This window comes from Cutibacterium sp. LaCa_286 (assembly GCF_057198075.1).
Window position 1 is genome coordinate 192,891 of the sequence record NZ_CP191091.1, and the last position, 18,826, is coordinate 211,716.

General features: G+C 65.7%; 14 protein-coding genes. 5 read left to right on the top strand and 9 right to left on the bottom strand.

All coding sequences use genetic code 11. The annotated features are described in order from the left end of the window. Positions 1 to 69 precede the first annotated feature (69 nt). The 4 genes from cydC to ACP8JZ_RS00795 form a co-directional block, all read right to left on the bottom strand. Positions 70 to 1,851 carry a thiol reductant ABC exporter subunit CydC gene (cydC, locus tag ACP8JZ_RS00780; protein WP_484482513.1) on the bottom strand — a complete coding sequence of 594 codons (1,782 nt, stop codon included), beginning with the start codon at positions 1,849 to 1,851 and terminating at the stop codon, positions 70 to 72. A 152-nt stretch (positions 1,852 to 2,003) separates the two neighbouring features. Beyond that, positions 2,004 to 3,644 (bottom strand): thiol reductant ABC exporter subunit CydD, encoded by a 1,641-nt coding sequence (gene cydD, locus ACP8JZ_RS00785; protein WP_484482514.1) that lies wholly within the window; start codon positions 3,642 to 3,644, stop codon positions 2,004 to 2,006. A gap of 78 nt (positions 3,645 to 3,722) precedes the next feature. Next, positions 3,723 to 4,796 (bottom strand): cytochrome d ubiquinol oxidase subunit II, encoded by a 1,074-nt coding sequence (cydB, locus tag ACP8JZ_RS00790; RefSeq protein WP_308614509.1) that lies wholly within the window; start codon positions 4,794 to 4,796, stop codon positions 3,723 to 3,725. A 13-nt stretch (positions 4,797 to 4,809) separates the two neighbouring features. Next, positions 4,810 to 6,324 (bottom strand): cytochrome ubiquinol oxidase subunit I, encoded by a 1,515-nt coding sequence (locus ACP8JZ_RS00795; RefSeq protein WP_484482515.1) that lies wholly within the window; start codon positions 6,322 to 6,324, stop codon positions 4,810 to 4,812. A gap of 195 nt (positions 6,325 to 6,519) precedes the next feature. On the opposite strand from ACP8JZ_RS00795, the gene ACP8JZ_RS00800 reads away from it, so the two are divergent. Further along, positions 6,520 to 6,948, top strand: coding sequence for a BlaI/MecI/CopY family transcriptional regulator (locus tag ACP8JZ_RS00800; protein WP_323456568.1), 429 nt, complete (start codon positions 6,520 to 6,522; stop codon positions 6,946 to 6,948). On the opposite strand, the gene ACP8JZ_RS00805 is transcribed toward ACP8JZ_RS00800, so the two are convergent. Genes ACP8JZ_RS00805 through ACP8JZ_RS00815 form a run of 3 tightly spaced genes read right to left on the bottom strand, consistent with a single transcriptional unit; the run spans position 6,920 to position 11,330 of the window. Then, entirely contained in the window at positions 6,920 to 8,962 is a 2,043-nt protein-coding gene (locus tag ACP8JZ_RS00805; protein ID WP_484482516.1) for an ABC transporter ATP-binding protein, read from the bottom strand. The genes ACP8JZ_RS00800 and ACP8JZ_RS00805 overlap by 29 nt on opposite strands. Further along, positions 8,959 to 10,680 carry an ABC transporter ATP-binding protein gene (locus ACP8JZ_RS00810; RefSeq protein WP_484482771.1) on the bottom strand — a complete coding sequence of 574 codons (1,722 nt, stop codon included), beginning with the start codon at positions 10,678 to 10,680 and terminating at the stop codon, positions 8,959 to 8,961. The genes ACP8JZ_RS00805 and ACP8JZ_RS00810 overlap by 4 nt, the downstream gene beginning before the upstream one ends. A 5-nt stretch (positions 10,681 to 10,685) precedes the next feature. Next, complete coding sequence (locus ACP8JZ_RS00815) at positions 10,686 to 11,330, bottom strand: TetR/AcrR family transcriptional regulator (RefSeq protein WP_484482517.1); 645 nt, start codon at positions 11,328 to 11,330, stop codon at positions 10,686 to 10,688. Between the two features lie 180 nt (positions 11,331 to 11,510). Here ACP8JZ_RS00815 and ACP8JZ_RS00820 point away from each other — a divergent pair, with 180 nt between their 5' ends. The 3 genes from ACP8JZ_RS00820 (at position 11,511) to lysS (ending at position 15,148) form a co-directional block, all read left to right on the top strand. Further along, positions 11,511 to 12,851, top strand: a complete 1,341-nt coding sequence (locus ACP8JZ_RS00820; RefSeq protein WP_484482518.1) for an ABC transporter substrate-binding protein — start codon at positions 11,511 to 11,513, stop codon at positions 12,849 to 12,851. A gap of 9 nt (positions 12,852 to 12,860) precedes the next feature. Further along, the gene (locus ACP8JZ_RS00825; RefSeq protein ID WP_484482519.1) at positions 12,861 to 13,523 is read left to right on the top strand and encodes an HAD-IA family hydrolase; all 663 of its coding nucleotides are present in this window, start codon (positions 12,861 to 12,863) and stop codon (positions 13,521 to 13,523) included. Positions 13,524 to 13,660: 137 nt separating this feature from the next. After that, entirely contained in the window at positions 13,661 to 15,148 is a 1,488-nt protein-coding gene (gene lysS / locus ACP8JZ_RS00830; protein WP_286321822.1) for a lysine--tRNA ligase, read from the top strand. 131 nt (positions 15,149 to 15,279) lie between these two features. Here the strand turns inward: lysS and ACP8JZ_RS00835 are convergent, their stop codons facing one another. Beyond that, positions 15,280 to 15,561, bottom strand: coding sequence for a cell division protein CrgA (locus tag ACP8JZ_RS00835; protein ID WP_021105906.1), 282 nt, complete (start codon positions 15,559 to 15,561; stop codon positions 15,280 to 15,282). Positions 15,562 to 15,771: 210 nt separating this feature from the next. Between ACP8JZ_RS00835 and ACP8JZ_RS00840 the strand changes: the two genes are divergently transcribed. Next, complete coding sequence (locus ACP8JZ_RS00840) at positions 15,772 to 16,647, top strand: DUF881 domain-containing protein (RefSeq protein WP_394371446.1); 876 nt, start codon at positions 15,772 to 15,774, stop codon at positions 16,645 to 16,647. A gap of 178 nt (positions 16,648 to 16,825) precedes the next feature. On the opposite strand, the gene pknB is transcribed toward ACP8JZ_RS00840, so the two are convergent. Beyond that, positions 16,826 to 18,730 (bottom strand): Stk1 family PASTA domain-containing Ser/Thr kinase, encoded by a 1,905-nt coding sequence (gene pknB / locus ACP8JZ_RS00845; RefSeq protein ID WP_484482520.1) that lies wholly within the window; start codon positions 18,728 to 18,730, stop codon positions 16,826 to 16,828. Positions 18,731 to 18,826: the final 96 nt, after the last annotated feature.

Sequence of the window (18,826 nt, forward strand, 5' to 3'; positions counted from 1 at the left end):
GGGCAAGTGGCTGGAGTCTGTTTCCTGCGATCAGGTTGTGTCCTGTCATTGGCCACTGCGTCGGTGAGGTCAACCCAGCTCCCACACCCGGTCGCAGCGCTCCATGACGAGCGGGTCGTGGGTGATGACGAGCTTGGCCGCACCCGGTGTCGTGGCCCAGAGGTCGTCCATGAGAGCCTCGGAGGTCTCCACGTCCAGATGCTCGGTCGGCTCGTCGAGGATGAGGACGTCACCGGGCGCGGTGTCGGCGACCGGCACCGGCGTCGGCTCGTGAGTTTCCCCGTCATCCGTGCTGGTGGCGTGCGAGACGAGTACCCGTGCCAGGGCCAGGCGCTGGGCCTCACCGCCGGAGATCGTCGCCCCGTCCTCACCGACGAGCCGATCGGGCGGCAGATCCAGTCCGGCTCGCTGCAGAGCCGTCACAACCTCCTCATCGGTGGCCTGACGGGCACCGATACGCACGTTCTCGGCGATGCTCGTGGTGAAGACGTGTGCATTCTGCGCCAGGTAGCGCACTCGCCCGGTGGTGTGCACCTGCCCGGACATCGGCGGGATGAGCCCCATGATCGTCGCGGCGATCGTCGTCTTGCCGATGCCGGAGGGCCCGACCAGGGCCACTGACTCGCCGGGATGGATCTGCAGGTCGAGGGGGCCCTGCACCGGTTGCCCGTCCGGCCAGCCGACGGTGAGGTCGGTGAGTTCCAGACTGGGCGACTGCCCGGTGCTCTCGGCGGTGGGGGAGTCGCCCACTCCCACGGTCGGGGCGTCGAGGATCTCCACGATGCGATTCAGGGCCGTCCGAGCCCGGGTGAAGGTCTGTGCGGCGGCATTGAACGAGCCGAACACCTCGTGCAGGGCCAGCGGAGTGAGCACCAGCACGGCGAGGATCCGCCCACCGATACGTCCGTCCGCGACGGCCTGCCCACCCACGAGCAGCGCACTGACGACGGCCACCCCGGCTGCCAGGATCTGCCCAGCAGTGCCCAGACCACGCACCCAGGCTGCCCGGCGCTCGGCGTCACGCAGCTTGGCGTCCACCTCGAGCACCCGCTCCATCTGATGATCGGCGGCGTTGAGGGCCACCAGGTCGGGGGCGGCATGAGCGAGTTCCCTAGTGCGATTGGCGAGTTCGCCACGCAGCGGCACCGTGCTCCCATCGGCGCGCCGGGAGGCCACCTGCGTCAGCCACGGGATGACGACCCCGGCCAGCAGGGCCGAACCGAGCAGCCAGGCGGCGCTGGCCGGGGAGAATCGGGCCAGCAGGGCCGTCGTCCCGATGATGGCAAGCGATGCCGCACAGGCCGGCACCAGTACTCGCACGACGACGTCCAGGATCGCCTCGACGTCGGCAGTGACGCGTACCAACAGGTCGCCGCGTCGTCGCCCCACCAAGGTGGTGCCGGACAACTTGTCGTAGCTGCGCATCCGCAGCACTCCCTGCATCCGCAGGGCCAGGTCGTGGCCGACGAGTCGTTCGGCGTAGCGGAACACGCCGCGGGAGATACCGAAGAATCGCACCCCGACGGCAGCAGCCTCCAGGTAGAGCACCGGAGGCATCTCGGCGGCCCGCGAGAGCAGCCAGGCCGACACGCCCATGAGTGCCACCGAGGCACCTGAGGCGCAGGCGGCCAGGAGGGTGGACAGCACGAGTAGCCAACGGCCGTGCTTGACGTCGGCCAGCAGGATCCTCAGAAGATTGCGTGGGGTGCGTACCGGGCCGGTCTCGGCCAGCTCGACGCCGGGGGAGGGGTGGCTCATGAGCTGCCCCGTGCGCTTGACCTGCCCCGTGTGTTGCTCGCCCTGGTGCATCTCGGTCTGCCAACGAGACCCAGCGTCCGTGGAGTTCGTCATGGGTCCTGCCCCCACTCTGTTCGTGTTTCCCCGTCTCGTGCTCGGATGCTGCGTGTCATGGAGTTCCGCCTCGACGGGTCGCTCGCTGGCGGCTCCGGTGCTGCTGGGCGTGGTGGATGTCGTGGGCCTCGCGCCCTCAGTGTGTCTGTTGGTCATGCCGCCACCTCCGTCACGGTGACGACGCGGTCGGCCTGGTCGAGCACCTGGGGGCGGTGGCTCACGACGAGCACCGAGGCACCGCTGGCTCGTACCGCGTCCAGGACGGTCTGCTCGGTGTCGGCGTCCAACCCGGCGGTGGGCTCGTCGAGCACGAGTAGCCCGGCCCCGCCCAGCTCCACCCGGGCCAGGGCTCGGGCCAGTGCCACGCGGCGTCGCTCCCCGGCAGACAGCCCCTCGGCGTCGTCCGAGACCGTCTTGGCGAGACCCAGCGACTGGCCCCCGCAGCGATCCAGCAACTGTCGGACCTGGGCGTCGGTGAGTTCGCCATGCCCCAGCCGTACATTGTCGGCGACGGTGCCGTGGATGAGGCCAGGAGTCTGCGGGACGTAGGCGATCTGTTCCCGCCACGCCTGCAGGGTCGCCGCACTGGCCTGGCACAGGTCGACGTCACCAATCCTGATCGACCCGGCCTGCGGGGTCAGGAAGCCCAGCAGACAGTTCATCGCCGTCGTCTTGCCGCCACCGGAATGGCCAGCCAGGGCGACGAGCTCACCGGGGTCGATGCGCAGGCTCACACCATCCACGGCAGGGGTCTGCGCGTCGGGGTAGGTGTAGGTCAGCTCGTCGACGACGAGCGGGGAGGTGCGAGCCGAAGGGACGGTCTGGGCGTGCCCGGCTGTGAGCTGGCCGTGCTCGATGAGGCTGAAGGCCTCCTCGGCAGCTGCCATGCCGTCCGCCGCGTCGTGGTAGAGGGTTCCCACCTGGCGCAGGGGCAGGTACACCTCGGGGGCCAGAATGAGAATGAACAGTGAGGTGCGCAGATCCATGCCGCCGGCGTCGACCCGGAAACCGATGGTCACGGCCATCAGTGCCACCGACAAGGTGGCGAGCAGCTCCAGGGCGAAACTGGAGAGGAAGGCGATGCGCAAGGTGCCCATGGTTCCGGCTCGCGAGGCGTCCTCGGTGCGCTTGAGCCCGGTGAGCTGGGCACGAGCCCGTCCGAAGACCTGCAGGGTGGGCAACCCGGCGACGAGGTCGGCGAAGTGATTGGCCAGTCTCGACTGGGTCTGCCAGCGTCTCTTCATCGCCGCCTCGGTGCGCCAGCCGATGAGGGCCATGAACACCGGGATGAGTGGCACGGTGATGATGACGATGACGAGGCTTCTGAGGTCTTGCAGACCGATGGCAATGGCGAGCACCACCGGCACGATCGAGGCGAGCACCAACTGGGGCAGGTACTTGGAGTAGTAGCCGTCCAGGGCGTCCAAGCCGGTCGTCACCAAGGTGATGAGCGTGCTCGAGGAGGTGCGTGCGTCGGTGGGACGGGCCAGCCGAGCTGTCAGGATGTCTCGGCGCAGCTGTGACTTCACCGCCGCCGAGGCGCGATGGGCCAGCGACTCCTGGGCCCAGGCCAGCAGTGCCCGTCCGGCGAACACCGCGGCGAGCAGTCCGGCCCACCGTGCCAGACCGGTCGTCGTGTGGGTGTCGAAGACCGAGGAGATCGACTCCGCCAGCAACCAAGCTTGGGCGAGGATGAGCAGGGCGGTGCCCACCCCGACCACGCACAGGGCGACGAGGAACGGCAGGGTCGCTCGGGCGCGACGCACGAGCCGGGGATCAAGCGGGGCAGCCATGTGCACCTTCCGTAGTACATGTCTTGACCCCCAGGAGAGTACTCCCGGGGGTCAAGGTGATGGGTGGTCGAGCAAATCTCAGGCTGCCACGGCGTTGTCCGAGATGGCCTCTCGCGAGAGCCGCTTGCTGAACACCCAGTAGCTCCACGCCTGGTAGGCCAGCACGATCGGTACGAAGACGCATGCGGCGATCGTCATGATCTTCAGCGTCATCGGGCTGGACGAGGCGATCCACATGTCGAACTCGATGCCCTCGGGCACGAATCCGATGTTGATCCACATCTTGATGAACATCGTCACCATCATGACGGCGATGGCCAGACCGTTGAGGACGAAGGCCAGGCCGTCACTGCCCTTCTTCTGCGACGTGGCGGCCACGGCCACCAGGATGGCGGCCAGCAGGCCGAGGATCCAGGTGAGGGTGTGGCGCACACTCGTCTCGGGGGCGTACATGGTGTTGAGCATGATCGCCCAGGCAGCCATGAGTACGGCGGCAATCCAGCCCAGCCGCACGGCCTTCCGCGAGGCCCGCTCGTGGATCGGTCCACGGGTCTTCAGGGCGATGAACCCGGCGCCGTGGGCGCAGAACAGGATGACGAAGAGCACACCACCCACGAGGGCGAACGGGGTGAACAGTCCCCAGAAGGAGGTCGTCACCAGCGGGGCGGTACCGCCGCCGGGCACGTCATGGGGACCGACGGCCAGACCACGCACGAAGTTCGCGAACCCGACGCCGAGCACCAGGGACGGCAGGAAGGAGCCGATGGCGGCCATCCAGTCGAAGGTGTTGCGCCAGGAACTGGACGGGTGCTTGGAGCGGTACTCGAACGACACCCCCCGAACGATGAGACCGAGCAGCACGAGCAGCAACGGCAGGTACAGCCCGGAGAACATCGTCGCGTACCAGCCGGGGAATGCGGCGAAGGTGGCACCGCCAGCGGTGAGCAGCCACACCTCGTTGCCGTCCCAGGTCGGTCCGATGGCACGAACCATGATGTCGCGGTCCTCGTCCTCCTTGCCCAGGGAGGGCAGGAGCATGGCCACGCCGAAGTCGAATCCCTCGAGGAAGAAGAATCCGATCCACAGGACGGCGATGAGGATGAACCACACCGGCGTCAGTGCAGAATGAGCAACTTCAAGAAGCGGGAACACAGTGCTCATCTCCTCAGTATGCGAAGGACAGGGGGGCGTCCCCGTCCGCGGCGTTGTCGGTGGTGCTGACGTCGGGCAGGCCGGCTCGCATCGTCTTCAGGAACAGGAAGAGCTCGACCACGGCCAGGGCTCCGTAGACCACCGTGTAGGCGATCGTGGAGAACAGGACCGATCCGGCCGACACCCCCGGTGAGACGGCGGAGGCGGTGGGCAGCACGCCGGTGACGATCCACGGCTGACGGCCCATCTCGGTGAAGATCCACCCGAACGAGATACCGATGAGTGGCAGGAACGGCGTGACGAAGGTCCAGAAGTTGTGCCATCCGGTCTGCCGGGGGTTGCGTCCCCCGCGTAGCTCGATGAGCATGATGAGTCCGATGAGGGCACCGGCCATGCCCAGCCCGATCATGAGACGGAAGCTCCAGTAGGACAGTCCGATGCTCGGGGCCAGGTCGATGTTGTTGGCGTCGACCTTCTCACGCAGCACGGAGGCGTAGGAGGCCTGCAGCTCGGTCTGGGAACCGTCGTTGTGGGTGTAGGTGTAGGCGTTGACGTCGTGCTTCTTGAGGTCGTTGACGCCCTGGATCTGCGAACCCCACTCGTTGTTGGCGAGGAAACCGAGCATGCCGGGGATCTTGATGCCGCCGATCTCCTCGGTGCCGTCGCCGGTGTCGAAGGTGATGACGGAGAAATCGCTGGTGGACTCCCAGGCGGCCTCGGCCGCAGCCATCTTCATGGGCTGGAGCTTGGTCATCTCCTTGCCCTGGATGTCGCCGCTGACAGCTGTGATCGCGGCAGCAGCGATGAGCACCCAGGCGCCGAACTTCGTTGCCCAGCGCCAGGTGGAGACGTCCTCGACCTCACTGGCGTCGGAGATCTCGGAGGTGTGACGTCCACGGGCCACCTTGGACAGGTGCCAGAACGAGATGCCGGCAATGAGGGCCCCGCCGACCATGTACGACGCGGCGATCGTGTGCAGGAAGGTGGTGAGGAACACCGGGTTGCCCAGCACGGCGCCGAAGTCGGTGAGCTCGGCACGGCCGGTCTGCGGGTTGAAGGTGGCTCCGACCGGGTTCTGCATCCAGGAGTTGGCGGCCAGGATGAACACGGCGGAGACCACCGTGCCGATGGCGGTGAGGTAGATCGTGGCCAGGTGCACGCCCTTGGACAATCTGTCCCAGCCGAAGATCCACAGGCCGATGAAGGTCGACTCCATGAAGAACGCGAGCAGCGCCTCCAGAGCCAGGGGAGCGCCGAAGATGTCGCCGACGAATCGAGAGTATTCTGACCAGTTCATGCCGAACTGGAACTCCTGCACGATTCCGGTGACGACACCCAGTGCAAAGTTGATGAGGAAGAGCTTGCCGAAGAACTTGGTGAGCCGAAGGTACCTGTCGCGGTCAGTCTTGTACCACGCCGTCTGCATCACAGCGACAAGCATCGACAGAGCGATGGTGATCGGGACGAAGAAGAAGTGGTAGACCGTCGTGATCCCGAACTGCCATCGGGCGATCGTTGTCTGGTCCATGAGACGAAACCTACTACGACTGAGGGTAGGAGTCTACAAGGATGGCCCGAGCATTGTACTTTCTGTCGAAAGTTACAAAAGAGGAGGGGATGTCCATTTCCTGACGGAGGGATGGTGTATAAGGGCACGACGCGCTGGACGGCCTTTCCCCACGCTGCTACTACGATGCGTCGTACTTGTGGTTAGACTGAGGACATGGCCGTACTGGGAGAGTTGGAGCATCGCGTCATGGACGTGCTGTGGGCATCGCAGGAGGAACAGTCCGTTCGAGACGTCCACACCCAACTGCTCGCCGACGCCAGGATTGCCTACACCACCGTCATGACGGTGCTCGGCCGGCTGGCCAAGAAGCATGTCGTCGTGCGCCAGCAGCGCCAACGGGCCTGGTGGTACCGGCCGGCCAGCTCCAAGGCACAGTTCCTGGCCGGCGAGATGGCCCAGGTGCTCGGCGAGGCCGGTGCAGCACGCTCGGACACCCTCGTCGAACTGGTCAGGCTGCTCACCGAGTCGGACCGGCGGGTCCTGCGTCACGTCTTGGCAGCACGTGCCGAGGTCGCAGGTGAGCCCCCGCGGTCTCGGCACGGGAAACGGACGATCATGCCTCCGGGGGCACGCTCGCGCTGAACTGCGACTGGTAGAGGTCGTAGTAGTGCCTCTTCGCCGCGAGCAGCTCGTCGTGGGAACCCTGCTCGACGATGTCGCCGTGCTCCATGACGAGGATGAGGTCCGCGTCGCGGATGGTCGACAGCCGGTGGGCAATGACGAAACTCGTGCGTCCCTGGCGCAATCTGTTCATGGCCTCCTGGACGAGCATCTCGGTGCGGGTGTCCACCGAGCTGGTCGCCTCGTCGAGGATGAGCAGGTCGGGACGGGCCAGGAAGGCTCGCGCAATGGTGATGAGCTGCTTCTCACCCACCGAGATGTTCGATCCCTCCTCGTCGATGACGGTGTCGTAGCCCTCGGGCAGGGAATGGACGAACCGATCGACGTAGGCGGCCTTGGCGGCGGCGAGGATCTCGTCCTCGGTGGCCTCGGGTCGTCCGTAGGCGATGTTGTCGTGGATCGTGCCACTGAACAGCCAGGTGTCCTGCAGCACCATGCCGACGTGGGAGCGCAGCTGCGCGCGCGGCACCGTGCGGGTGTCGATCCCGTCCAGGGTGATGCGGCCCTCGTCGATCTCGTAGAACCGCATGAGCAGGTTGACCAGGGTCGTCTTGCCCGCCCCGGTCGGCCCGACGATGGCAACCGTCTGGCCTGGTCTGGCGACGAGGTTGAGGTCGGTGATGAGCGGCTTGTCGGGGGAGTACGAGAAGCGGACGTGTTCGAACTCGACGTGGCCACGTGTCGGGGGCAGGTGGCCCTCGCCCTCCGCGGAGAGCTCCTCGGCGTCCAACACCTCGAAGACGCGTTCGGCCGAGGCCACCCCCGACTGCAGCAGATTCGTCATGGACGCGATCTGCGTCATCGGCTGGGTGAACATCCGGGAGTACTGGATGAATGCCTGGACGTCACCCAGTGGCATGCGCCCGGCAACCACGCGCAGCGCACCGATGAGCACGATGAGTACGTAGTTGATGTTGCCGATGAGGAACATCACCGGCTGGATCGTCGCCGAGACGAACTGTGCCCGGAAGGAGGCTTGGTAAAGCTCCTCGTTGCGTTCGTGGAAGCTCTCGGTGACTTCCTGGCGTCGCCCGAAGACCTTGACCAGGGAGTGGCCGGTGTAGCTCTCCTCGACCTCGGCATTGAGCATGCCGGTGGCCTTCCACATGTGGGCGAACTGCACCTGGGCACGTTTGCCGATGTGTGCGGCGACGAACCCGGCAGTCGGGATGACGATGAGGCTCACCACGGCCAGCAGCGGCGACACCCAGAACATCATGATGAGCACACCGATGACCGTGAGAATGGCGTTGAGCAGCTGCTGCATGGTCTGGGTGAGGGTCTGGGCGACGTTGTCGATGTCGTTGGTCATCCGACTCATGAGTTCGCCGCGCGGCTGCCTGTCGAAGTAGCTCAGCGGAAGCTTGTCGAGCTTGGCACTCACCTGGCTGCGCATGTCGTACATCGCACGCTGCACCGCGGTGTTGAGCAGCACCCCCTGCAGGTACATGAGGATCGCCGAGACGGTGAACAGGCACAGGGCCAGCAGCACGATCATGCCCAGCCGGTGGAAGTCGACCCCTTCACCGATGCGCAGGCCGGGGTACTGGCCGAGCATGTCGATGAGTTTGCCGTCGGCCCTGCCGCTGGACCTGAGCTGGTCGATGAACTGCTCGGTCGTCAGCCCCTTGGCCTGGGGCATGCGTTCACCGATCCTACGGGTCATGATGCCGCCGAAGATGACGTCGGTGGCACGTCCCAGGATCTTCGGTCCGATGACGTTCATCGTCACGGCGATGGCGGCGATGGCGACGACGATGCTCAACACGCCCCGGTAGGGCTTGAGGGTGCCCAGCAGACGTCTGAGTGAGGGACCGAAGTTGACGGCCTTCTCGGCCACCCGGCTGCCGCCACCGTGGCCGCCACCTCGGCGGATGGTGCGGGACGACTGACGTGCGATCTCGGCCTGTTCCTCGGCCGTGAGGGTGGTCGACTTCTTCGTGGTGGCCTTCGTGGACGTGGGCTTCGAACTCATGCTGCCGCCTCCTGGGCCGAGAGCTGGGAGTTGACGATCTCCTGGTAGGTGGGGCACGTGTCGAGCAGGGTCTCGTGGTTCCCGGCACCGACGATGCGACCTTCGTCGATGACGAGGATCTGATCGGCGTCGCGAATGGTCGAGACACGCTGGGCGACGATGAGCACCGCGGCCTGGGCGGTGTGCCGGCCCAGCGCCCGGCGCAGTTTCGCGTCGGTCGTGACGTCGAGGGCGGAGAAGGAGTCGTCGAAGATGTAGATGTCGGGCTTCTTGACCAGGGCCCGGGCGATGGACAGCCGCTGACGTTGACCACCCGAGACGTTCGTGCCGCCCTGGGAGATGCTCGCCTCGAGCTCACCGTCCATGGTGTGGACGAAGTCGTCGGACTGGGCGATGCGCAGTGCCTCCCACAGCTGTTCATCGCTGGCCTCGGAGTTGCCGTGACGCAGATTGCTGGCCACGGTACCGCTGAACAGGTAGGGCTTCTGCGGCACCAGACCGATCGTGCTCCACAGGGCCTCCGGGTCCAGGTCGCGCACATCCGCCCCGTTGACGAGCACCTGCCCGCCGGTGGCGTCGAAGAGCCGGGGGATGAGGTTGACCAGGGTCGTCTTGCCGGCACCGGTCGAGCCGATGATCGCCGTCGTCGTTCCCGGCTCCATGCGCAACGAGATGTCGGAGAGCACCGGGGACTGCGCACCGGGGTAGCTGAACTCCACGTGACGCAACTCGACGGTGCCACGTTCGGGCATGCGGGTGAGGGGCCGGGCAGGTTCCGGCACGCTCGTCTCGGTGTCGAGCACCTCGGTGATGCGCTCGGCACACACGGCGGCCCGGGGCCAGATGACCACCATCATTGCCGCCATCATCACGGAGATGAGGATCTGGATGAGGTAGGTCGTGAACGATGCCAGGGCGCCGACCTCCAGATGTCCGGAGTCCATGCGGGGGGCGGCGAACCAGAACACTCCCACCTGGGAGAGGTTCATGACGAACATGACGACGGGGAACATCGCTGCCATGAGTCGGGCGACGCGGATCTGCACGTCGCGCAGCTGGGAGTTCGTCCGGTCGAATCGCTGTGACTCGTAGGGTTCGCGCACGAAGGCCCGCACGACGCGGATGCCGGTGATCTGCTCGCGCACGACGCGGTTGAGGTCGTCGATGCGCTGCTGCATGGTGCGGTACAGCGGGCCCATCCGGGCGACGATGACTCCGACGATGCTGCCCAGCAGGACGACGGCGGCGACGATGATCCACGACAACTCGACGTCGGCGCGCAGCGCCATGACGACGCCGACGACCATCATGATCGGGGCGCCGACGATCATCGCCAGGGTGAGGAAGACGAGCATCTGTACCTGCTGGACGTCATTGGTGGTACGGGTGATGAGCGAGGGGGCGCCGAACTGGTTGAGCTCGCGCGCCGAGAAGCTCAGGGCCCGGTCGAAGACGGCGTCGCGCACGTCGCGACCGAATCCCATGGCAGTTCGGGCGGCAAGGTACACCGCGACGATCTGGCACAGGGCCTGGACTGCGGCGACGCCGAGCATGACGGCCGAGTGGGTCTTGACGTAGTGGGTGTCCAGGGTGACGACACCGTTGTTGATGATGTTGGCGTTGATGGTGGGCAGGGTGAGCGCAGCCACCTGTGCGCCGGCCTGCAGGATGACGATGAGCACCAGCTGCGGCCAGTACGGCTTGATGTGGCGGTTGATGAGTCCTATGAGCACGACGGCTCCTGTTCCATCGGTTCGGGATGACGCACGACGCCGTGCAGCACGACGTCGGTCAGTTGGGTTGCCGAGAAGGTGACGGAGGTGGGATCGAAACGGTGCAGGCCGATGTGGCTCACCGCGAGGACGAGCTGGGCCGCCACGTCGAGGTCGACGCACAGTCGCTCCTCGTCGGGTTCCAGCAGACGCACGATCTGGGTGGTGATCTCGCGAGTCCAGGTGGCCATCATGTCGTGACTGGGATGGCTGAACCCCTCCTTGTCCTGCCCGCGCATCACGCAGGTGTGCTGAGGACGGGTCTTGAGGGCTGCGGTGAGTTCATGGATCGAGGTGAAGCTGCTCCGTAGTACGGTCATGGCCTCGGCGACCCGATCGGTGAGGGGCAGCTCGAGGTCGATGGCACGCAGGTCCGCACTCAGGGAATCGACGTCGAGACTGTCGGCGATCACGGCGGAGATGAGCTCGTCCTTGGACGCGAAGTGACGGAAGATCGTCCCCTCGGCGATGCCGGTGGCCTCGGCGACCTGTCTGGTGGTGAGGTCCAGCCCGTGCTCGGCCAGCAGGGGGCGGGTTGCGGCAATGATGGACGCGCGTCGTTGGTCGGCGGGCATGGGGTTGGCTCGGGGTGTCACGGGGTCAGGCTATGTGAGTGAGCACTCACTCGCAAGCGGGTACCGCCCCCTCTCGCTCACGGACGAACACGTACGTATCAAGAATACGATGGCCACGCGATCGGCCGGCCGGGCGATCCTGCGCACCGAGGAACCCCACGCGTTAGGGTTCTGGTGTCGATGCCGCAGGGGCATCGAGACGTGACGAACGAGCCATCGTGGGGCTGGAAGGCAGGCAATGACATGGCGCAGCCAGGGCGACGGACGGTGTTGTCCCTGCTGGCGGCATCCGCTGCAGCGACGGCCTGCGCTCCCCGTGCCCGGGACCGTTCCGCCTCCGGTGAGGATCACCGCGTACGGGTGTGGCACGAGCTGCCACCCAACGAGCAGGCACGATCCATGACACAGATGGCGTTCGACTTCGGACGCCGCCGCCCGGCCTCGGCCATCACCATCCATGAATCGATGGTCGGGCCGGGGTACCTTGCCCAGCTCCGCAAGGCGATCGACACCGCCGATGCCCCCAGCCTGGCCCAACTTCCCGACATCCTCGTCCCCCAGTTCGCCCAGGAGGGCATCCTGGGCGATGTCACCGGTTTTGCCGAGCAGTACCGCGACATCTTCGACCGTGGCCCGATGTCCCACATCACCTACCTGGATCGTATCCAGGGACTGCCCCTGGACTCCTCGCCCCTGGTGCTGTTCTACGACGTCGAGGCCTGGGACAGTGCCGGGGTTGCCGTGCCGACGACCTGGGACGATCTGCTCAAGGTGGGCACGACACTTGCCAGACGGGGCAGGTACATCACCGACTTCCCGGTCAACGACATCGCCTGGTTCGCCGCGATCTGTGATGCCACCGGTACCCCGTGGTTCCGGGTCACCGACGACGGTGACTGGCAGATCAACATCGACTCCGCGCAGGTTGCTGCGCTGGCACTGACGTGGCAGAAACTCGTACGTGACGCAGGCCTGCCGCTCAGCCACGGATTCGCCACCCCTCAGATCGCTCAGCTGTTGGGTTCCGGGGCACTCGTCGGGCACATCGGTGCCCCACGCGACATACCGGCACTCGTGTCCGGGCTGTCCCGGCGCCCCAGCTCGCGGCAACACGACTGGGCGGTGGCCCAGCTGCCCAACCCCACCGGGCAGTCCGAACGCATCGTCTCCTACGGCGGCAGCTCGTGGGCCGTCTTCAAGGACTGTCCGAGCGTCACCGACGCGTTGGCCTTCGCTGCCACGTGCAGCAGGAATGCCGAGCTGCTCGTGCCCCGCGGACTCATGCCGGCTGCCAATGTCGACAAGCTCGTCACCCCGCAGGCCTGGCAGTTCATCGGGTCCGACGTCGTTGCCCAGTTGTCCGACCTGGGGGGCAGAATCACCCGTGACTCGGCGAGATCACCGGCCTGGCAGGCCACCTGTGAGGCCTTCGCCCCGATCACTCGCGCCTGGACCGGGAACGTTCCCGTCTCGACGATGCTGCCGGCCGTTGCCGACGCAGCAGCTCGTCAGACCGAACGGTACGGACTGCGGGTTCGGTAAGCTGGGGGCATGTCTGCCGCAGATCTGGCCCAGTGGGTGTCGCGTCGATTCCAGGCCGTCCTGTTCGACTTCGACGGCACCCTCGTCAACTCGACCAGTGCGGTGGAGCGTTCCTGGCGACAGTGGGTGCACGAGTTCGGGGTCGAGGCTGCTGCCCTGCGACACGGTGTGCCCGTCATCGAGACCGTCAACGCCGTCATCGGCCCCGATCGACGCCCCGAGGCCTTGGCGCGCATCCGTGAGCTCGAGCTGGGCGCCACCGACGGTATCGTCCTGGCCCCCGGTGGGCGGGACGCCCTGGCGGGGCTGGACGATCACACGTGTGCCATCGTCACCTCCTGCGACCGCGATCTCTTCGAGAAACGCTGTGACCTGTTCGAGGGGCTGGCCGTTCCCTCGGTGACGATCACCCGTACCGACGTCGAGCACGGCAAGCCGGATCCCGAGCCGTGGCTTGCTGCGGCCGAGCGGTTGCACGTCGATCCGCGAGAATGCCTCGTCGTGGAGGACTCCGAGGCTGGTCTCGTCTCGGGCAAGGCGGCTGGATGTGCCACCTTGGGGCTCCTCACGACCCTGCCCATCGAGCGGATCCACGCCGACGTCGTCGTGCCAGACCTCTCCCAAGTGCAGTTCGTACGTGACGAGACGGGGGTCATGGTGCGTCCGAGGTGACGTCGGGGCGCCTCGCCCGAGGCACGGCCGTGACCGGCTGGCTGGTTGACCGACTCGCTGGGTAGTCTTGTCTGGTGACTGACGATCAGCAGACTGGTGAAAACACTCCACAGACGTCCCCTGAGGTCTCCGAGCAGATGCAGGTGCGTCTCGACAAGCGCGCTCGCATCATCGACGAGGGTGGGCAGGCCTACCCGGTCGACCTGTTGCGCGATCACACCCTCAAACAGATCCGTGAGAAGTACACCGACGAGGCTGGTGAGCTCACCCTCGAGGTCGGTGAGGAGGTTCCCGACGACGTCGTCACCATCGGTGGACGTGTCATGTTCCTGCGCAACACCGGCAAGCTCTGCTTCACCAGCCTGCAGGACGGCTTCACCGAGTCGTCCAACGGGGAACGCCTCCAGGTGATGCTGTCCAAGGCCCTCGTCGGTGAGCAGGCCCTGGCCGCCTGGAAGTCCGACGTGGACCTGGGCGACTTCGTGTGGGTCAAGGGATTCGTCGCCCGATCTCGCCGCGGGGAACTCTCGGTGATGGCCACCGAGTGGAAGATGGCCTCCAAGGCACTGCGTCCCCTGCCCACCCTGCACAAGGAGCTCGGTGAGGAGACCCGTGTACGGCGTCGCTACGCCGACCTGGTGGCCCGTGAGGAGGCTCGTCAGATGGTGCGGGTGCGTGCCGCCATCACCCGGGCCATCCGTACCACCTTGGACGAGCTGGGCTTTCTGGAGATCGAGACACCGATCCTGCAGCTGGTGCATGGTGGCGCGGCTGCCCGCCCGTTCAACACGCACCTCAACGCCTTCGACATCGGCATGAGCCTGCGCATCGCCCTGGAGCTCTACCTCAAGCGGGCAATGGTCGGTGGCATGGATCGCGTCTACGAGATGGGGCGGGTGTTCCGCAACGAGGGCATCGACTCCAACCACTCCGCCGAGTTCACCATGCTCGAGGCCTACATGAGCTGGGGCAACCAGTTCACCATCGCCGAGGTGATCCAGCAGATCATCGTGCGTGCTGCCGATGCGCTGGGCGGGCGTCAGATCCAGACCGAGCAGGGCGTCATCGATCTGGACGGGCAGTGGGAGTGGGTGCACGTCCATCCCGAGCTGTCCAGGCGTCTGGGACGTGAGATCACCCTGGACACTCCCGTCGAGGAGCTGCGTGCCATCGCCGCCGAGCACGACGTCGAGATCGATCCGGCATGGGAGGCCGGCAAGATCGTCATGGAACTCTTCGGCGAGATCGTCGAGCCGACCCTCATCCAGCCGACCTTCGTGTGTGACTACCCGGCCATCGCCCAGCCGCTGGCTCGCCCGCACCGCGACGACCCGCGCATGGTGGAGGCCTGGGACCTCATCATTGGTGGCATGGAGCGGGGCACCGGATTCTCCGAGCTCGTCGACCCGGTGATCCAGCGCAAGGTGCTCACCGAACAGTCCCTGGCAGCAGCTGCCGGCGACCCGGAGGCCATGGAGCTCGACGAGGACTTCCTCGAGGCCCTGGAGTTCGGCTGCCCACCCATGGGTGGGCTGGGACTTGGTGTGGACCGGCTCGTCATGCTCTTCACCGACGCCGGTATCCGCGAGACGATCCTGTTCCCCCTGCTCAAACCAGAACGGTGAGCTGCTGCGGTGGCGTCGTGGTACGCCACCGCACGCGAACCCGTGGCGTGCGAGCACTGTGCCCGGACGTCACGGGAAGCTAGAGACCAGGTGCAGGGCTGGTCACATCCACGTGGCCAGCCCTGGTCCGATTACTTCCAGAACGTTGCAACGACGAACGATGCGGCCATGCAACCGATGCCGACCAGCATGTTCCAGTTTCCCATGGCCTTCATGAACGGGATGTACGCGCCGCCGATGTAGTAGACGACGAGCCACAGCACCCCGAACAGACCCAGCGGCACGAAGACCCACGGCACCCAGGAGCGATCGACGGGAGCCGCCTTCTTCCTGGCTTCGGCCTCACGCTCCTTGTCGTGCTGCTTGGCCTGGGCCTTCTTCTTGGCAGAGGGACGAACCTTCGATTCCGGCACGGCACTGCTCCTAGAATGTGAGATCGACGTTGTGGTAGGGATAGCCTAGTTGACGGTTCGACGGCGCAGGTAATCGTCCACGCCCATCAGACACTGCAGACGACACAGCACAGCTGCTGACAGACCGGCAACTACAGTTGAGTCGTTGGCGCACGGCGGTTGGTTGGGGCCGCGCCCTAAGGAACTGATGGACTGATGGAAGGCAAGATCATGGCTGACGACCATGACGAGCATCCCGGGACTGAGCGTCCTGCTTCTCGAAGTTCACGCCCAGAGAAGGTTGCCTCGAGTTCCAGGGCTGTTCCGCGGCCGGGGCGCAACGTTGACGAGGACCCAGATGCCGATCCCTCGTCGGATCACGGGTCCAGCCCGCACACCAAACGCAGACGTCGCGGCGCGTCGATTCTCGTCGTGTGCTTGGCAGGATTCATGATGACGACGGCCGCCATCAACTCCCGCGGCCAGGATCTGCGCCCCGACACCAACTCCTCGATGACCGACATCGTGCGCAAACAGGCGCAGCGCAACTCCGACCTGCAGACCGAGGCCAATGGCCTGCGCAGCGAGGTGGAGAAACTGTCGCGGGAGAAACAGGGAGCCCCTTCTGCCGATCCCACTGCCAGCGCCGTGGCAGCACCGGCAGGTTTGCAACCTGTCAAGGGTCCCGCGATCGAGGTCGTCCTCTCCGATGCACCACTGTCCGTCGAGGCCGATGGGGTCGATGCAAACATGCTCGTCGTGCACCAGCAGGACATCCAGGCCGTGGTCAATGCGTTGTGGTCCGGTGGTGCCGAGGCGATGACCATCCAGGGTCAGCGCGTCACCGCCATGACTGCGGTGAAGTGCGTGGGCAACACCGTCGTCCTGCACGGGGTGCCCTACGCCCCGCCGTACCACATCCAGGCGATCGGCGATCTGGAGTCGCTGCACCAAGCCTTGGACGAGTCGGAGTCGGTGCGCATCTACCAGCAGTACGTCGACGCCTACCAGCTGGGGTGGAAGGTCAGGGACAAGCCCTCGGTGATCATGCCGCCCTTCGCGGGCCAGGCCACCACAGGTGTGGTCACCCCGCAACCCACGAGGTGAGCCGGCCGACATGACGTCGGCCTCGGCCAAGGTCGACGAGTCAGATCCCCTCCCCGCCGTCACGGGACGAGGTGCCCGGGCACCTCGTGGTACCTGCTTTCGTCAGGTTTGACGGGCACCCGTGAGCTCCTGCTCTCGTCAGGTTTGCCGGGAAAAGGGTAGGGCCACCGCCCTTGCCTCAGCGCTCGGTTGGGTCACCTTCCTCGCTGGGATCGGTGGGTTCACTCGGCTGGTCGGTCTGCGTGGGGGCGGCCGGCTCGGTGGTTTGAGTCGGCTGGGTGGTTGCGGTGCCTTGGGAATGTGAAGGCTGCTCGTGATTGTCGGGCTGACGTGTGGCGACGGTCAGTGTCACCACGGTTCCGTAATCAACGATTTCATCGCTACCTCCCGACGGGGTTTGTGAGAGCACTGTTGCGCTCTTGTCAGAAGCGTCTCCTGACGAGAGCGCAACCCGTAACCCAGCCCTTTCGAGCTCCTTCTGGGCATCTTCTAGGGACATATCTACGACGTTGGGGACCACGGAATTCCCGGTGGCCAAGGTGAGTGTCACGATCGTGCCGTCGTCGACCTTACTACCTTCCGAGGGCGAGACCCGGATGACCGTTCCCCTACTGGCCGGCGGATTATTGTCAGACTCCACCCGGATCTCGGCATCACTGAATCCAGCATCCTTGAGGGCCTGACGAGCGTCGCTCTCCTCGAGACTCTTAAGCTTAGGGACTGTGTGCTGGCCAGGTCCGTCGTTGACGGTGATGGTCACCGTCGTCCCCATCGGGACCGACTTGCCAGCTTCTGGATTCTGCTTGAGCACCTGATTGGCGGTGTCCCTGTCGGACTTGGTGTGTTTCACCTCTGCGGTGAGACCGGCATTCTTCAGGGTCGAGATGGCACCGTCCTTGCTCAGTCCCTTGACGGCAGGAACCTTCATCATCTTCACCTGCGGTGTGGGACTGGGGGCGGGGGGACCGGAACGGTGCGCGTGCCACAGGGCGAATCCAGTACCGGCTGCGGCCAGCACCAGCACGATGGCCAGGATGATGGGCCATTTCTTGCGTGGTTTCGTCTCGTCCTCATTCGCCACATCATCACCGACGGGCTCGCCAGGGGCCGCGTGGGCCGGCGTCGAGGTGAGGGCTCGGGTCGGCGACTCCTCAGCGGTGACGGCTGGAACCAGCAGGGTGGCCTGGTCGTCGGGAGAGGCGTCCTCATTGCTCTCGAGGAGAGCCTGCGGAGTTGCTCCGGTGAGGACCCGTTCCAAGTCCTCACGCATCTGTGTGGCGGTGGGGTAGCGGTGCTCCGGGTCCTTCTCCAAGGCCTTGAGTGTGACGGCGTCCATGGCCGGCGTCACTTCAGAGTCCAGGGTTGACGGCGGTGAGGGGACCTCACGTACGTGCTGGTAGGCCACCGACACGGGCGAGTCACCCACGAAGGGGGGACGTCCCACCAGCAGTTCGTAGAGCAGACATCCGGTGGCGTAGATGTCGGCACGGTTGTCGACGGTCTCACCGCGAGCCTGTTCCGGGGACAGGTACTGGGCGGTGCCGATGACAGCTGCCGTCTGGGTCATCGTCGCCGAGGTGTCTGCCACTGCCCGAGCGATACCGAAGTCCATGACCTTGATCGACCCGTTGCGGGTGAGCATGACGTTGGCCGGCTTGATGTCACGGTGGACGATGCCGGCTGCATGGGAGTACGCCAAGGCATTGAGCACCCCCACGCAGAACTCCAGGGCACGTTCGGGCAGGATCTTGCGACCGTCCCGCAGCACCTCACGCAGGGTGTGGCCCTCCACCAGCTCCATGACGATGTAGGGCACCGGCATGTGGGTGGTCGGATCGGTGGTCTCACCGGTGTCGTAGACGGCCACGATGTTCGGGTGGTTCAACCCGGCCGCCGACTGTGCCTCACGCTGGAACCTGGCCTGGAAGGTGGAATCACTGGCCAGATCGACGCGCAGGCGCTTGACGGCGACCAGACGCCCCAGCCGGTGGTCACGGGCCTGCCACACCTCGGCCATGCCGCCGCGACCAATGATGTCGAGTAGCTCGTAGCGATCACCGAGCCATGTCGTTGAATCACTCATGGGAGTACTCCTTCGCAGGGTTCACAGCAGGACGCCGCGTTCGTGCGGACGGGACTGCTGGTGAGGATGTGCCACCTGTTGGTGATGGTTGGCATG

What these genes read in the sequence shown, in the direction of transcription:
- ACP8JZ_RS00840 (WP_394371446.1), top strand. Translation starts at nt 15,772, where the DNA reads ATGGCTGACGACCATGACGAGCATCCCGGGACTGAGCGTCCTGCTTCT.
- cydC (WP_484482513.1), bottom strand. Translation starts at nt 1,851, where the DNA reads ATGACGAACTCCACGGACGCTGGGTCTCGTTGGCAGACCGAGATGCAC.
- ACP8JZ_RS00800 (WP_323456568.1), top strand. Translation starts at nt 6,520, where the DNA reads ATGGCCGTACTGGGAGAGTTGGAGCATCGCGTCATGGACGTGCTGTGG.
- lysS (WP_286321822.1), top strand. Translation starts at nt 13,661, where the DNA reads ATGCAGGTGCGTCTCGACAAGCGCGCTCGCATCATCGACGAGGGTGGG.
- ACP8JZ_RS00795 (WP_484482515.1), bottom strand. Translation starts at nt 6,324, where the DNA reads ATGGACCAGACAACGATCGCCCGATGGCAGTTCGGGATCACGACGGTC.
- pknB (WP_484482520.1), bottom strand. Translation starts at nt 18,730, where the DNA reads ATGAGTGATTCAACGACATGGCTCGGTGATCGCTACGAGCTACTCGAC.
- cydD (WP_484482514.1), bottom strand. Translation starts at nt 3,644, where the DNA reads ATGGCTGCCCCGCTTGATCCCCGGCTCGTGCGTCGCGCCCGAGCGACC.
- ACP8JZ_RS00805 (WP_484482516.1), bottom strand. Translation starts at nt 8,962, where the DNA reads ATGAGTTCGAAGCCCACGTCCACGAAGGCCACCACGAAGAAGTCGACC.
- ACP8JZ_RS00825 (WP_484482519.1), top strand. Translation starts at nt 12,861, where the DNA reads ATGTCTGCCGCAGATCTGGCCCAGTGGGTGTCGCGTCGATTCCAGGCC.